This is a genomic window from Pseudomonas sp. PS01298 (assembly GCF_029959745.1).
Taxonomy (GTDB): Bacteria; Pseudomonadota; Gammaproteobacteria; order Pseudomonadales; family Pseudomonadaceae; genus Aquipseudomonas; species Aquipseudomonas aylmerensis.
In genome coordinates, this window is the sequence record NZ_JASCPP010000081.1 from 18,498 (window position 1) to 32,523 (window position 14,026).

General features: G+C 59.6%; 11 protein-coding genes. 2 read left to right on the plus strand and 9 right to left on the minus strand.

The features are described from left to right. Window positions 1-6 precede the first annotated feature (6 nt). From QMX97_RS23275 to QMX97_RS23300, 6 genes are all read right to left on the minus strand, one after another. Window positions 7-312, minus strand: a complete 306-nt coding sequence (locus QMX97_RS23275) for a DUF2282 domain-containing protein (RefSeq protein WP_065902955.1) — start codon at window positions 310-312, stop codon at window positions 7-9. A gap of 258 nt (window positions 313-570) precedes the next feature. Further along, a complete protein-coding gene (locus tag QMX97_RS23280; protein WP_010212366.1) occupies window positions 571-1,272 on the minus strand; it encodes an ABC transporter ATP-binding protein in 702 nt (233 codons plus the stop codon). A gap of 1 nt (window position 1,273) precedes the next feature. Then, window positions 1,274-2,041 carry a high-affinity branched-chain amino acid ABC transporter ATP-binding protein LivG gene (livG, locus tag QMX97_RS23285; RefSeq protein ID WP_012722652.1) on the minus strand — a complete coding sequence of 256 codons (768 nt, stop codon included), beginning with the start codon at window positions 2,039-2,041 and terminating at the stop codon, window positions 1,274-1,276. Then, window positions 2,038-3,291 (minus strand): high-affinity branched-chain amino acid ABC transporter permease LivM, encoded by a 1,254-nt coding sequence (locus tag QMX97_RS23290; RefSeq protein ID WP_065902953.1) that lies wholly within the window; start codon window positions 3,289-3,291, stop codon window positions 2,038-2,040. The genes livG and QMX97_RS23290 overlap by 4 nt, the downstream gene beginning before the upstream one ends. Further along, window positions 3,288-4,211 (minus strand): high-affinity branched-chain amino acid ABC transporter permease LivH, encoded by a 924-nt coding sequence (gene livH / locus QMX97_RS23295; RefSeq protein ID WP_017735932.1) that lies wholly within the window; start codon window positions 4,209-4,211, stop codon window positions 3,288-3,290. Before livH ends, QMX97_RS23290 begins: the two co-directional genes overlap by 4 nt. A gap of 228 nt (window positions 4,212-4,439) precedes the next feature. After that, window positions 4,440-5,567 carry a branched-chain amino acid ABC transporter substrate-binding protein gene (locus QMX97_RS23300; protein WP_213552352.1) on the minus strand — a complete coding sequence of 376 codons (1,128 nt, stop codon included), beginning with the start codon at window positions 5,565-5,567 and terminating at the stop codon, window positions 4,440-4,442. Window positions 5,568-5,908: 341 nt separating this feature from the next. Between QMX97_RS23300 and QMX97_RS23305 the strand changes: the two genes are divergently transcribed. Continuing rightward, the gene (locus tag QMX97_RS23305; RefSeq protein ID WP_282397690.1) at window positions 5,909-6,232 is read left to right on the plus strand and encodes a DUF2288 domain-containing protein; all 324 of its coding nucleotides are present in this window, start codon (window positions 5,909-5,911) and stop codon (window positions 6,230-6,232) included. A 948-nt stretch (window positions 6,233-7,180) separates the two neighbouring features. Here the strand turns inward: QMX97_RS23305 and QMX97_RS23310 are convergent. From QMX97_RS23310 to QMX97_RS23320, 3 genes are all read right to left on the minus strand, one after another. Next, window positions 7,181-9,358: a hypothetical protein gene (locus QMX97_RS23310; RefSeq protein ID WP_282397691.1), complete on the minus strand. Its 2,178-nt coding sequence runs from the start codon at window positions 9,356-9,358 to the stop codon at window positions 7,181-7,183. 203 nt (window positions 9,359-9,561) lie between these two features. Continuing rightward, window positions 9,562-11,826 (minus strand): bifunctional diguanylate cyclase/phosphodiesterase, encoded by a 2,265-nt coding sequence (locus tag QMX97_RS23315; RefSeq protein ID WP_106804921.1) that lies wholly within the window; start codon window positions 11,824-11,826, stop codon window positions 9,562-9,564. A gap of 138 nt (window positions 11,827-11,964) precedes the next feature. Then, the gene (locus tag QMX97_RS23320; protein WP_065902941.1) at window positions 11,965-12,330 is read right to left on the minus strand and encodes a YkgJ family cysteine cluster protein; all 366 of its coding nucleotides are present in this window, start codon (window positions 12,328-12,330) and stop codon (window positions 11,965-11,967) included. Between the two features lie 250 nt (window positions 12,331-12,580). Here QMX97_RS23320 and QMX97_RS23325 point away from each other — a divergent pair, with 250 nt between their 5' ends. After that, window positions 12,581-13,927, plus strand: a complete 1,347-nt coding sequence (locus tag QMX97_RS23325; protein ID WP_065902939.1) for an MFS transporter — start codon at window positions 12,581-12,583, stop codon at window positions 13,925-13,927. Window positions 13,928-14,026: the final 99 nt, after the last annotated feature.

The window sequence follows — 14,026 nt, forward strand, 5'->3', positions numbered from 1 at the left end:
AGGGTTTCAGGACTTGGCGGTGAAGGCAGCTTCCTGGCCGAAACCGGTCGGCGAGGTGGAGCTTGGGGTTTTGGCGCAGGTGCCGGCCGGTACCAGTTTCCAGGCGTTGGCCTGGTCTTTGACTTTCGAGGTGCCGGCGCAGGATGTGCCAGCGCCTGCGGCGCAATCGTTCTTGCCGGCTTCGGCGACACCGAAGCATTTCTGCATGTCGTCGGCGGCGTGGGCCGTGGTGCTCAGGGCGGACAGGCTCAAGGCAGAACCCAGGGCCAGGACGAGGGTAGCGGCGGACAGCGAGCGGGTAGTGGTGGTCATGTTGAATCTCCAGCAGTGGGTTGAGTTGGCGGGCTTGAGTGCCTGCTTGTACCACTAGAGATGTTGGGGGGAAATTCGTTACAAACCCAGCAAAAATAATTTCAGGCTTGGCAAAATTCAGGCACCACACAAAGCAAATGTGGGAGCGGGCTTGTCCACGAATGCGCTGTGTCAGCCATTAGATACTTGGCTGATCCAGCGTATTCGCGGGCAAGCCCGCTCCCACATTTTTGATCCGGTTGCTACCGCAACCTTCTCTTAACCGCCCAGGTACGCCTCACGCACCTTTGGATCGGTGAGCAGCTGCTCGCCGGTGCCTTGCATCACCACCCGGCCGTTCTCCAGCACGTAGGCACGGTCGGCGATTTTCAGCGCCTGGTTGGCATTCTGTTCCACCAGGAACACCGTCACACCGTCCTTGCGCAGCTGTTCGATGATGTCGAAGATCTGCTGGATGATGATCGGCGCCAGGCCCAGGGAAGGCTCGTCGAGCAGCAGCAGCTTGGGTTTGCTCATCAGCGCACGGCCGATGGCGAGCATTTGCTGCTCGCCGCCGGACATGGTGCCGCCGCGCTGGCTGAAGCGTTCCTTGAGCCGTGGAAACAGGTGCAGCACCTTGTCCATCTGCTCCTGGTAATCGCCCTTGTCGGTGAAGAACCCGCCCATGGCCAGGTTCTCCTCGACGGTCAGGCGCGAGAACACACGGCGGCCTTCCGGCACGACCGCAATGCTCTTGCGCATGATCTGCGACGACTGCTGGCCCACCAGCTCTTCACCCATGTAGCGGATGCTGCCGCTGTGGGCCTGCGGCGAACCGCACAGGGTCATCAGCAAGGTCGATTTGCCGGCGCCGTTGGCGCCGATCAGCGTGACGATTTCCCCTTGGCGCACCTCCACGTTGACGCTGTGCAGGGCCTGGATCTTGCCGTAGAAAGTGGAAACGTTTTCGAATTGCAGCATTTTACGCTTCCCCCAGATAGGCTTTGATCACTTCAGGATTGTCGCGGATCTGCTCCGGCGTCCCGTCGGCCAGCGGCGTGCCCTGGTTGATCACCACGATGTGGTCGGAGATGCTCATGACCAGTTTCATGTCGTGTTCGATCAACAGCACCGTGGCGTTGTTTTCCTCACGCAACACGCCGATCAGCGCCTTGAGGTCTTCGGTTTCCTTGGGGTTGAGGCCGGCCGCTGGTTCGTCGAGCATCAGGATCCGCGGGCGGGTCATCATGCAGCGGGCGATTTCCAGGCGACGTTGCTGACCGTAGGCGAGGGTGCCCGCCGGGCGGTTGGCGAACTCGGTCAGGTTGACCTTGTCCAGCCAATACTCGGCGTACTCCATGGCCTCGCGCTCGCTCTTGCGAAACGCCGGGGTCTTGAACAGGCCGGCGAAGAAGTTGGTGTTCAGGTGACGATGCTGGGCGATCAGCAGGTTCTCGACCGCCGTCATGTCCTTGAACAGCCGCACGTTCTGGAAGGTCCGCACCACGCCCTTGCGGGCGATCTCGTGACCGGCCAGGCCCTGGATCGGCTGGCCGTCCAGCAGGATGCTGCCGCCGCTCGGCTTGTAGAAACCGGTGAGGCAGTTGAACACCGTGGTCTTGCCGGCGCCGTTCGGGCCGATCAGCGCCACCACTTGTTTCTCTTTCACGGTCAGGGCCACGCCGTTGACCGCCAGCAAGCCGCCGAAGCGCATGCTCAAGTTTTCGACTTTCAGGATCTCGCGGCTCATTTGCGCAGCTCCATGTGTGGACGTTGCATGGGCAGCAGGCCTTGAGGTCGCCAGATCATCATCAGCACCATCATGGCGCCGAACATCAACATGCGGTATTCGCTGAACTCACGCATCATTTCCGGCAGCAGGATCATCACGATCGCCGCCAGAATCACGCCCAGTTGCGAGCCCATGCCACCCAGCACCACGATGGCGAGGATGATCGCCGACTCGATGAAGGTGAACGACTCCGGGGTCACCAGGCCTTGGCGCGCGGCAAAGAAGCTGCCGGCAAAACCGGCGAACGCGGCGCCCAGGGTGAACGCGGAAAGCTTGATGATGGTCGGGTTCAGGCCCAGGGCCCGGCAGGCGATTTCATCTTCGCGCAGCGCTTCCCACGCGCGACCGATCGGCATGCGCAGCAGGCGGTTGATCACGAACAGGGCGGCCAATGCCAGCAACAGCGCCACCAGGTACAGGAACACCACTTTGCTCACCGGGTTGTAGTCGATCCCGAAGTACTCGTGGAAGGTCTGCATGCCTTCGGCTGCGGTGCGGTCGAACGACAGCCCGAAGAACGTTGGCTTGGGGATGCTGCTGATGCCGTTGGGGCCGCCCGTGATATCGGTCAGGTTACGCAGGAACAGACGGATGATTTCACCGAAGCCCAGGGTCACGATGGCCAGGTAGTCACCGCGCAGGCGCAGGACCGGGAAGCCCAGCAGGAAGCCGAACGTAGCCGCGGCCATACCCGCCAGGGGCAGGCAGATCCAGAAACTCCACCCCAGGTAATGCGAGAGCAGCGCGTAGGTGTAGGCACCCACGGCGTAGAAGCCCACATAACCCAGGTCGAGCAGGCCGGCGAGGCCCACCACGATGTTCAGGCCCAGGCCCAGCAACACGTAGATCAGGATCAGGGTCGCGATGTCGACCGCACCGCGCGAGCCGAAGAACGGCCAGATCAGCGCAGCGATGATCAAGGCAATGATGATGTAGCGCTGGGTGCGCGGCAGGGTCAGGAATTGACTGACCTTGGGCGAAACCAGTGGGCCACGGTCGCGCTTGAACAGGGCGCCGACCTGCTGGGTGAACAGCACGCGCAGGAACATCAGCACCGAGCACAGGGCAATGATGGTCAGGGTCACGGGGCCGGTGCCATGCACTTCGAGGTTGATGCCGACAATGCTCAGCTTGAGGCCGAGTACCGGGAAGGCCACGGCCCACACCAGCAAGGCGCTGAAAAACGCCGATTTAAGATATCTGCTCATACTTTCTCAACCTCCGGACGGCCCAGGATGCCGGTCGGACGGAACAACAGCACCAGAACCAACAGGCCGAACGCCACGACGTCCTTGTACTGGTCGCCGAAGATATCGGCGCCAAAGGCCTCGGCCACACCCAGCACCAGCCCGCCGAGCATGGCGCCCGGAATGCTGCCGATGCCGCCCAATACCGCCGCGGTAAAGGCCTTGAGGCCTACCAGGAAACCGGCGTTGGGGTTGATCACGCCGTACTGCATGCTCAGCAGCACGGCAGCCACTGCCGCGAGTGCGGCACCGATGACGAAGGTCAGGGCGATGATGTTGTTGGTGTTGATGCCCAGCAGGTTGGCCATCTTGATGTCTTCGGCGCAGGCCCGGCAGGCGCGCCCCAGACGGGAGCGGGAGATGAACAGGGTCAGGCCCAGCATGGCCACCAGGGTGACGACGAAGACCAGGATCTGCATGTAGGAAATCAGGACTTCTTCCGCGCCACCCGGACCGAAGGAGATGCTCCCCGGGATCAGGTTGGGGATGGATTTATCCTTGGAGTCCTGGGACAGCAATACGGTGTTCTGCAGGAAAATCGACATGCCGATAGCGGAAATCAGCGGGATCAGACGGTTGCTGCCACGCAAGGGACGGTAGGCAACCCGCTCGATACTGTAGCCATAGGCACTGGTCACGACGATCGACGCGATGAACGCGGCGGTCATCAACAGCGGCAGTGAGTGGATACCCATCATGGCCAGCCCGGCAAGGGCGATGAAGGCCACGTAGGAACCAATCATGTACACCTCGCCATGGGCGAAGTTGATCATTCCAATGATGCCGTAAACCATTGTGTAGCCAATGGCTATCAAGGCATAGGTGCTGCCAATGGTCAGGCCATTAACCAGCTGTTGGAAAAAATGATAGATCTCAGGCATTACAGCGCTCCTAAAAACCCGATACGCATTTCACTGGTGGAGTCATGTTCCGGCCCTGTGCTGTGTTCTATGAGCACATTTGCACAAAGCGTTTGCCAGCGAACCGCTGGTGACGGTTTTAAGATTTTCAGGTGAGCCAGCGCCCGGATCGCGGGTGACAGGCCCATAAACCTCGTAAAACAAAGCCCACTGCTCTCACAGTGGGCTTGTTGACCAGTAACGCCTGGCTTACTGAGGGGAAACTTCGGTTTTTGGTTTGCCGAAGTGCCATTCGTAGACCACGAACTTGAAGTCCTTCAGGTCGCCCTTGGCGTCGAAGCTCAGCTCGCCGGTAGGTGTCTTGAAGGTACCCGCGTGGATGGCGGCTGCCACTTTGGCGGTGTCTTCGCTCTTCGCAGCGGCAATACCGCCGGCGATCACTTCAACGGCCGAGTAGGCCGGGAATACGAATGGACCGGTTGGGTCCTGTTTGTTCTTGGCGAACTCTTCAACAATGGCCTTGTTGGCCGGATCGGTGTCGAAGGATTTCGGCAGGGTCACCAGCAGGCCTTCCGAAGCGCCTTGGGCGATCTGCGAGATGGAGTCGTTGCCGACGCCTTCTGGGCCCATGAACTTGGCGTTCAGGCCTTTTTCCTTGGCTTGGCGCAGGATCAGGCCCAGCTCTGGGTGGTAGCCGCCGTAGTAGACGAAGTCGACGTTGGCTTGCTTGAGCTTCTGGATGATCGAGGAGAAGTCTTTGTCACCGGCGTTCAGGCCTTCGAAGACAGCAACCTTGGTGCCTTTCTTCTCGAGAGTCTGCTTGACGGCGGTGGCGATGCCTTCACCGTATTGCTGTTTGTCGTGCAGGACAGCCACGATTTTCGGCTTCACGTGATCGGCGATGTAGTTACCGGCTGCAGGGCCCTGGGCGCTGTCCAGGCCGATGGTGCGGAAGATCAGGTTGTAGCCACGGGCGGTGATTTCCGGGCTGGTGGCCGCCGGGGTAATCATGATCACGCCTTCGTCTTCATAAATATCGGACGCTGGCTGAGTGGAGCTGGAGCAGAGGTGACCGACTACGAACTTGACGCCGTCGTTGACCACTTTGTTGGCGACGGCAACGGCTTGTTTAGGATCGCAAGCGTCATCGTATTCCTTGGCTTCGAGCAACTTGCCGTCGACGCCGCCCTTGGCGTTGATGTCGGCGATGGCTTGCTTGGCACCCATGAATTGCATGTCACCGTATTGCGTCACAGGACCGGTTTTAGGGCCGGCGATACCAATCTTGATGGTGTCAGCTGCGAACGAATGGCCGGCAACCCCAGCCAGGACCATAGCGGCAAACAGTTTGGAAATCTGCTTAGTAGCCTTATTCATAGTGCTCCACTCTTACTGTTGTATTTTTTATAGTTCTAGCGGCCTTGTGAGCTGTAGAACCGGATCAGATATCTCGGATATCCCCCCGGCAGTGCCCTGGCAACTGTACCGGTACAGTGTAGAGCGCCGGTTGATCGCTTGAAAAGCTGGCTGCTGGGGGCAAAACCCGGGTATGTCGCTTAAATGAAAGAAAAAGACAGAATTGCGGCGGGGTGATGCCAGAGTCTCGGGCAATCCTTGGCTTTCCTGACACTTTCAATCGATGCCTCATTTGCAACTGGGTTTTTCTGCCTGACCTGCGACGTTATGATTGCGCCGATTTTTTATTCAGGTGAATTCCCATGACGCAAGAACCTAGCACCCTCTATGCCAAGCTGCTCGGTGAAACCGCCGAAATTTCCTGGAAGGAGCTTGAACCGTTCTTTGCCAAGGGTGCCCTATTGTGGGTCGACGCCGGCCTGGATTTGATCGAGGCCGCCGAGGGCATGGCCGAGGATAACCGTGACAAAGTCGCTGCCTGGCTGGCCTCGGGCAGCTTGGGCGAAGTGTCTGCTACGCGGGCATTGGACCTGGTGGAGCGCGATCCAGGCTTGTGGGCGGTGGTGGTTTCGCCTTGGATACTGATCCAGGAAAGGGCATCGCAGGAAATGAATGCTCTAAAATAGTGCGTGATTTTTCCGAGTTTAAGTGTGTAGGCGGGTAACTGCATTTGCGGTGATGGCACCTTGCCGTAGAGAAAGGTCACAGGCTGAGGTTACGTGCGCGTCATGGGAACAGTTTTGGTAGCGGCGGAGTGCGGGGGGAATTGTTTCTGGGTGTGAGTTTTGAGTACATATCCGTTGCTGCAGTAACGGCGGCTTATGGTTCCGCTCTTACAGCGGGTCACTTTTTTACAAACGTCTAAAAAAGTAACCGAAAAACGCTTTGCCCCACCACTCGGTGCCTCGCCTAGGCTCGGCATGCCCCCACTCCGGCACGGTTCCACGGCTCAACCGGCGTCCTGCCGGTTTACCCGTTCCACCGTGCCTACTTGCGGCCATCGTGGTTAACGGGGCCCGCAGATCAAAATCAAGAGCAGATCAAGATCAAAAGCACGCAGCCTCGCCGGCGCTCGATAGCTGCTACGAGCGGGGTGGCGCTGCTTTTCTGTGGGAGCTGGCTTGCCTGCGATGTAGACACCTCGGTCTTCCAGATACACCGAGGCGATGCTATCGCAGGCAAGCCAGCTCCCACATTTGACCGTGCCAGCTTTAGCTTTAGCTTTTGATTTTGCTCTTTAACACTCAAGCCGGCCGGTAGGCCGCTATGCTCTTGCTTTTGATCTTGATCTTAGGCGCCCCGTTAAACCACACTGGCCGAACGCAGGCTTTGGAGCGTGGGTAACCCGGCAGGACGCTGGGTTAGCCGCCCTGGGCCAAGGATGGCCCATGACGGCGGCCCACGGTCTAAAGCCGGAGTGAGGGCACACCGAGCCTAAGCGAGGTGCCAAGTGGTGGGGCAAGAGCGTTTTGCTTACTTTTGCGCTGTTCAAAAGTGAGCCGCTGTAAGAGCGGAACCAATATCAGCCCCAACCCAAATAACGGATATACACCCCACCTCAGCAACAACAAAGCCTACGCCGTCTTGCCGGTGTGGTTATTCAGCGAAATAACCTTGGTCTTGCCGATGCGGTGACGGTAGATCTCACGCAGATACTTGATTGCCTTCTTCACGCAATCGCGCGACAGGCGAATGTCATTGATCGACACAAACTTGTCTTTGTCGTTGATCAACTCGCGGTACTTCTTCTCATACATCGGCTTGATCGCGTACCAGTTGGTATCGAGGATCTTCGCCGGGTTTTCGAACTCGTTGAGCAACTCGTCGATACGGTCTTCGTCGAATTCCTCGTGGATGATGAAGTCCAGGATCGAGTTGTCCAGTGTGTCGTCGAAACGGTACGGGTTGCGCGCAAAGCAGCGTTTGATAAAGGCCACGATCAGCGTGAGGAAGTCATCCGACAGGCACGGGCTTTTCGCGATCAGGGTGGTCAGCGACAGGTTCGCCGATGCACCGATCACCAGGGCGTAGCGCTTGAGCGTGGTGTTGGGGAACAGGCTGTTGAGGTGAGTCTTGAGCCGGTTCAGGTCCATGTAGGACAGTTTGTAGTCCTTGGGCAGGGACACGATCGAGACCACCGACGAGCAGTTCTTGAAAAAGTGCAGGTCATGCAGCGCGGCCGCGTCGTAGCCGGAGTTCTTGTACTGCTCCAGGGACGCTTTGTAGCGCTTGGACTCGATCGGCAGCAGGCTGATGCCTTCGATGGCCTGGGTGACCTTGTTAAAATGCGGCAGGTCGATGGAGCGGAAGAACAGGTCGTCGATGTTCAGGCGCTGGGGCTCTTTTTCGAACACCTTGAATTTGTCGTTGGTCGGCGCCGGGGTTTCCGGGACCACGGACTCTGCGTAGGCAATTGCCACCGGGCCGGCCAGGCTCATGAACAGGTCGTTGGCATCCAGGCGAATGGTTTCGCCGATGTCGATGCCGGCGCGACGGAAGTAGTTCTGGTCGTAGTCAGTGGTGACCGCCTGGGCCGTCAGAATGTTGAAGATCTGCTGCGAGATGTATTGGTTGGCGTGTTTTTCCATGGCATTGACGTCAATGTTCTGGATATTGCCGTCATCGCTTTCTTCGGCGTAACGCATGATGTCGTTGGAGATCAGCATCATTGCGTTCCAGGGGCGGATGCGGCCCTTCACGCTGGCTTCGCTGCTGTCTTCATTGGCGAAGTTGTATGAGAAATCCCATTCTTCCGACAGGTATTTGCACAGCAGGCGCCCGGCGTTGATGTGCAGGGCTTCGGACATTTCGCTGCGGTGATCGGAAATATTCGGCAGTACGCAGATGCCGCTGGTGAAGATCGGCTCGAACACAAAAGCGTGGCCACTCTTGCTGTCGTGCTCGTCGGCGGGCTTGGTGTCGAACGTCTTGTTCATGTACGAGTGCTGCTGGGCCAGGCCGAATTCAGAGGCCATGCCCGAACCCGTGCCGCCGCCGGCGCTGAAGATCGAGAAGTACAGGCGCGACTGGTTGGCCTTGATGCCACAGGAATCGATCAGGTACGAGTGGATCATCTTCCAGTCGGGGCTGGAAAAGCGCTGGGTATCCTTGTTGAGGATGATCTTGGCCAGGTACTGGCCGAGGATCGGCGCGTTACCGGCGCCACCGGCATGGACTTCCGACAGGTCCATGATTTTCATCTTGCTGTAGTCGCGCAGAAAGCCGCTTTTTTCGCCTTTGCGCGAGAAGCGGATGCGCCCGGCGATGTCCTTGTCCAGATCGCCCAGCATCACCAGCGGCTCGACCAGGAACACCGGCTTGCTGGCCTTGCCGCTGCCCAGGCGCAGGTTGTTGCGGATCCACTGGGCCGGGCTGTAGCCCTTGTCCAGCGTCTTGTCTTCGGTACTGAATTCGTTGAGGTAGAACTTGCGGGCGTTGTACACCAACTCCGCCACGTCGAGCGCGATGTTCGAACCGCAACGGCCCAGGCCGATCAGGCACACCGAGGGGAATTCCTGCTCGCTGCGCTGTTCGCCGTCGCCTTCCAGGTGGGGCGGGCGTGGGAACACCATATCGCGCAGGCCGTCGAGGTTATCGAGGATGCGGTCGGTATTGGTCTCGGTGAAGTACAGGTATTGCTGAGTGGCCAGCGGGCGCGCGGTGCTCAATGACTTTGAACCTGAGGGCTTGTCCGCAGGAGCTGGGAGCAACACGTCGGATACCACGGTGGCAGAGTTATTTTTAGAAGTCATTGTGCGCCAAGTGCCTGGGCGGATGGCTGGAAAGAATCAAAGGGCCATCACGGAATGGGAGTTCGCGACTTTACAGTGCGTCCTTGTCCGGAACGATCGGGTTTGACTCTGTATGCTCAGGCAAAACCTGGCCGGACTCTGATGAATCGGCCGTTTGTCGGCGTTCTTTAGGCAAATGATGGCGAAATGCCAAAGTTTAGGCGTCAGCGAATTGGCCTGACGATGGAAGTCGACCCTGGGCGCCCGGTGGAAGGCTCTTTCGCTGACGGTTTTTCCTGGGTGCCTGCCACGCTGTAAGGGTAGAGCGGGTTACGGATGTCGATGCCCTGGATCACGCCGATGATGTCGCTGGCAGGCACCGCCGGGCTCAACAGGTAGCCCTGGACGAAATCACAGCCATGCTTGAGCAACAGCTCGAACTGGGCCTGGGTTTCCACACCTTCGGTCACCACCTGCAGGTGCAGGGTGTGGGCCATGCCGACAATCGCCTGGACGATCTCGATATCGGCGGTGGACTTGGGAATGTCCTGGATGAACGAGCGGTCGATCTTCAAGGTGTTGAGCGGCAGGCGCTTGAGGTAGGCAAGCGATGAGTAGCCGGTGCCGAAGTCGTCGATGGCCAGCGACACCCCCAGCGCGCGGATCTGCCGCAGCAGTGCCAGGGTGCTGCTGATGTTGCCCATCAACGCGTTTTCGGTGACTTCCAGTTCCAGGCGATTGGCGGCGATGCCGCTGAAACGCAGCGCGTCTTCGATCTCGTCCGCCAGTTCGTCGCGGGCCAGGTTCAACGCGGAACAGTTCACGGACATGGTCAGCTCGGTGTATCCCCTGTCGGACAACAGGCTCAGGTCATGACAGGCCTGGCGCAGTACCCAGTGGTCCAATTCGGCAATCAGCCCGTTGTTCTCGGCGATGCCGATAAACCGATCCGGGGCCAGCAAGCCGTGCTGCGGGTGTTGCCAGCGTACCAGGGCCTCGAGGCGCGTGACTTTGCCCAGCTTCATGTCGAAGATCGGTTGGTAGAACAACACCAATTGGTTGCGGGTGCGCAGGGCGCCGCGCAGTTCTTCCTCCAGTTGCAATTCGAGGAAGGCGCGGGTTTTCAGGTTGGAGCTGAAGAAGTTCAGGCTGTTACGCCCGGTGTCCTTGGACTGGTACAGCGCCAGGTCTGCGGTCTTCAGCAACTCTTCGCAGGTCAGGCCGTCATCGGGAAACAGGCTGATGCCGATGCTGGTGGTCATCACCATGCGCCGGCCGGCCAGTTCGATGGGTTCTTTCATCTTCTGCATGATGCGCTGGGCCAGGTGCCGTGCCTCGTCGCGGTTGTGGATGCTGATGAGGATGCAGAACTCATCGCCGCCAAAACGCGCGACCACGTCGGCGTGGCTGCGCACCGAGCCCTTGATGTGCCCGGCGAGCACCGTGAGCAGCTGGTCGCCGGCGTCATGCCCGAGGCTGTCATTGATGCGCTTGAAATGGTCGATATCGAGGAAGATCACCGCCATCATCCCCTGGGAAGCGGTTTTTTCCGCGAGTTTCTCCGCAAAAATCTGGTTGAAGCCACGGCGATTCAGCAGGCTGGTGAGTGCATCGTAGTGGGCCACTTGCTGCAGCGAGGCGCGGGCCTGGTCGAGTTCGCTGAGCAGCGCGTTGACCCGGCGCAGGTCACGTTCCTTGTGCTGCAGCTTCTTGTCGGCGAGGGCGGCGCTGATGCTGCTGCCGATTACCAGCAGGGTGATCACGGCCACCGACAAACCGAGCTGGATCGGGTTGTTGTCCAGCGGCAGGGACAGGTCCGCCCCGGCAGGCACCATCAAGCGCAGGGCGGCCATGCCGGTAAAGTGCATGCTGATGATCCCGGCGCCCAGCACCAGGCTGGCGGCATATTTGAGCAATTGGTGAAACACGCCGGCGCCGTTGCGCAGGTAGCTCGACAGCAACAGCGCGGCGAAGCTGGCGCCGATGGCAATCGCGATCGAGGCCAGGAACAACCCCGACTCGAAATACGCCTGGGCCTGGGAGCGCATGGCTGACATGCCCACGTAGTGCATCAGCGCGATACCCAGGCCCATCCACACCGATGCCAGCAGGTACTGATGCAGGCGCAGATGGGCATGACTGAGGGTCTGCATGGCGAACAACGAGGCAACCAGGGCGATCAGCAGCGAGGCGAACGTCATGATCAATTCGTAATGGATGGCGATGGGCGCCTGGAAGGCCAGCATGCTGATGAAGTGGGTCGACCAGATCCCGCCGGCCAGGCAACCGGCGCCGAGCCAGCGCCAATGGCGCCTTGCGGTGGGGTCCTCGACATGGCCGACACGCTCAGCCATGTCCAGCGTGCCGAACCCGGCCGCACAAGCGACCAGATAGGCCAGCAGCACCAGAAACGGGTTATGACTGCAATTGAGTAATAAGTGCCCGCTTTCTGGGAGGTCGGTAAAAAAATGCAGACCCAGCCATTCCATAGCATGTCCCGTCATAGAGTCACGTCACTGCCTGAGGCGATGACCTATGAGGTCGAGTATAGAAGCCTCGCGGGATTCGTCAGCGCTAATGGCACTTTGCTCTCAACCATTTTGGCATGCTCTCCATAGCGTTTAATGCTAAGCGCTGATGGGCAGGTCCAGCTCGAACGGGGCTGGCAGCGGTGCCAGGCCGAACGCGGCGCGGGCGGCGTCGCAATCGACGTTCTGCACGCCCTGGCTCCAGGAGGAGTCGAACTCGCGGCACACACTCGAGCGCTGTGCATAAATTGAGCAGCTGGTGCCTTTGCCCACTTCTCCTTCCAGGCTGCAGCAGCGCGCGGGCTTCTGGTCGGTACCGATCATCGCCACGCGGGTGGGGTTGATCTGCACCACCAGCTCATCGGGTACGGTGCCCCCCGATGAGGCGCACTCTCCCCAAAAGAAAGACACACGGAAGTGTGAACAGCAGGCACCGCAATTCAGACACGGACTGGCTTCGGACATGGGCGTCTTCGATAAAAGAGAGTAAGGGGGATGCTACGGAAGGCTCGCCATTCTATCCGTGCCAAGGCCGTTGGGAAGGGGGGTAATCACTTATATTTTTGTAGGCCAAGTCCCGTGGCGCCGGGTGAAATCATGCCCTATCAGCTTTACGAATCATTACAGACAAGCCTTGCCCGTCTGACTATGTTGCAGGTACCGGGCAGGATGCATCGGGCATCGCAGCTCTCATAACAATAAAAGAGACGGACCCATGCAGAACTCGACCCAAGCGGCGAATGCCTGGCGCATTCTGTTCCTGCTGTTCCTGGCCAACCTGTTCAATTTCTTCGACCGTACCATTCCGGCGATCATCATCGAGCCGATCCGTATGGAATGGCACCTGAGCGACTTCCAGCTCGGCATCATCGGCACCGCCTTCACCATCGTCTACGCCATTGCCGGCCTGCCGCTCGGGCGACTCGCCGACACCGGCTCGCGCAGCAAACTGATGGGCTGGGGCCTGTTCGCCTGGAGCGGGCTGACGGCGGTCAACGGCATGGTTGGCAGCTTCTGGACGTTCCTGCTGGTGCGCATGGGCATTGGTATCGGCGAAGCCAGCTATGCGCCAGCGGCCAACTCGTTGATTGGCGACCTGTTCCCGGCACACCGCCGCGCGCGGGCCATGGGGATTTTCATGCTCGGCCTGCCGTTGGGGCTGTTGCTGGCGTTCTTCACCATTGGCGCGATGGTCAAGGCGTTCGACAGCTGGCGCGCGCCGTTCTTTATTGCCGCCGTGCCGGGTCTGATCCTTGCGGTGTTCATGTTCTATATCAAGGAGCCCAAGCGCGGCGCGGCCGAAACCGTGCAGGTCTCCCAGGAGCGCGTCGACCGCCCGATTCGCCGCGTGCTGGCGGTACCGACTTTCCTCTGGCTGGTGCTGGCCGGGCTGTGCTTCAACTTCGCCACCTATGCCTGCAACTCGTTTCTGGTGCCGATGCTGCAACGCTATTTCCTGATGCCGTTGCAGGAGGCGGCGGTCGCCACCGGGGTGATCGTCGGTATCACCGGTTTGATCGGCCTGACCCTGGGTGGCTGGATTGCCGACAAGATTCATCAGCGCGTCGCCAATGGCCGTCTGTTGTTTGCCGCGTTCAGCCTGATCATCTCCACCGTCACCACTGCCTGGGCCTTGCACGCGGGGCGGATCGAGATCGGCGTGTTCGTGGCGCTGTTCAGTGTCGGCTGGTTGTTTGCCTATAACTTCTACACCTGCGTGTACACGGCGATCCAGGACGTGGTCGAGCCGCGCCTGCGGGCGACGGCGATGGCGTTGTTCTTTGCCGGGCTGTACCTGCTGGGCGGTGGCATGGGGCCAATTGTGGTGGGCGGTCTGTCCGATCACTTTGCCCATTCGGCGATGTATGCCGATGGGGCTGCGCAGATGACCGAAGCGTATAAAGCCGTGGGCTTGCATGACGCCATGTACTTGATCCCGGTGGCGCTGTTCCTGACCATGCTGTTTCTGTTCCAGGCCTCGCGCAGTTTTGTGCGTGATGCCCAGCGGATGAAGGATGGGTTGGGGGCGGTGGAGGTGCCGGCTTCGGCGGCGACGGCTTGAGACCGAGGTGACCCCTTCGCGAGCAAGCCCGCACACAGTTGAAATGCATTCCAACTGTGTGCGGGCTTGCTCGCGAAGAGGCAATTACAGGCTCCGATT

Excerpts from the sequence above, each read along its gene's own strand:
- livG (WP_012722652.1), bottom strand. The coding sequence starts at position 2,041 with ATGAGCCGCGAGATCCTGAAAGTCGAAAACTTGAGCATGCGCTTCGGC.
- QMX97_RS23325 (WP_065902939.1), top strand. The coding sequence starts at position 12,581 with ATGCAGAACTCGACCCAAGCGGCGAATGCCTGGCGCATTCTGTTCCTG.
- QMX97_RS23305 (WP_282397690.1), top strand. The coding sequence starts at position 5,909 with ATGACGCAAGAACCTAGCACCCTCTATGCCAAGCTGCTCGGTGAAACC.
- QMX97_RS23290 (WP_065902953.1), bottom strand. The coding sequence starts at position 3,291 with ATGAGCAGATATCTTAAATCGGCGTTTTTCAGCGCCTTGCTGGTGTGG.
- QMX97_RS23310 (WP_282397691.1), bottom strand. The coding sequence starts at position 9,358 with ATGACTTCTAAAAATAACTCTGCCACCGTGGTATCCGACGTGTTGCTC.
- QMX97_RS23300 (WP_213552352.1), bottom strand. The coding sequence starts at position 5,567 with ATGAATAAGGCTACTAAGCAGATTTCCAAACTGTTTGCCGCTATGGTC.
- livH (WP_017735932.1), bottom strand. The coding sequence starts at position 4,211 with ATGCCTGAGATCTATCATTTTTTCCAACAGCTGGTTAATGGCCTGACC.
- QMX97_RS23320 (WP_065902941.1), bottom strand. The coding sequence starts at position 12,330 with ATGTCCGAAGCCAGTCCGTGTCTGAATTGCGGTGCCTGCTGTTCACAC.
- QMX97_RS23275 (WP_065902955.1), bottom strand. The coding sequence starts at position 312 with ATGACCACCACTACCCGCTCGCTGTCCGCCGCTACCCTCGTCCTGGCC.
- QMX97_RS23280 (WP_010212366.1), bottom strand. The coding sequence starts at position 1,272 with ATGCTGCAATTCGAAAACGTTTCCACTTTCTACGGCAAGATCCAGGCC.
- QMX97_RS23315 (WP_106804921.1), bottom strand. The coding sequence starts at position 11,826 with ATGGAATGGCTGGGTCTGCATTTTTTTACCGACCTCCCAGAAAGCGGG.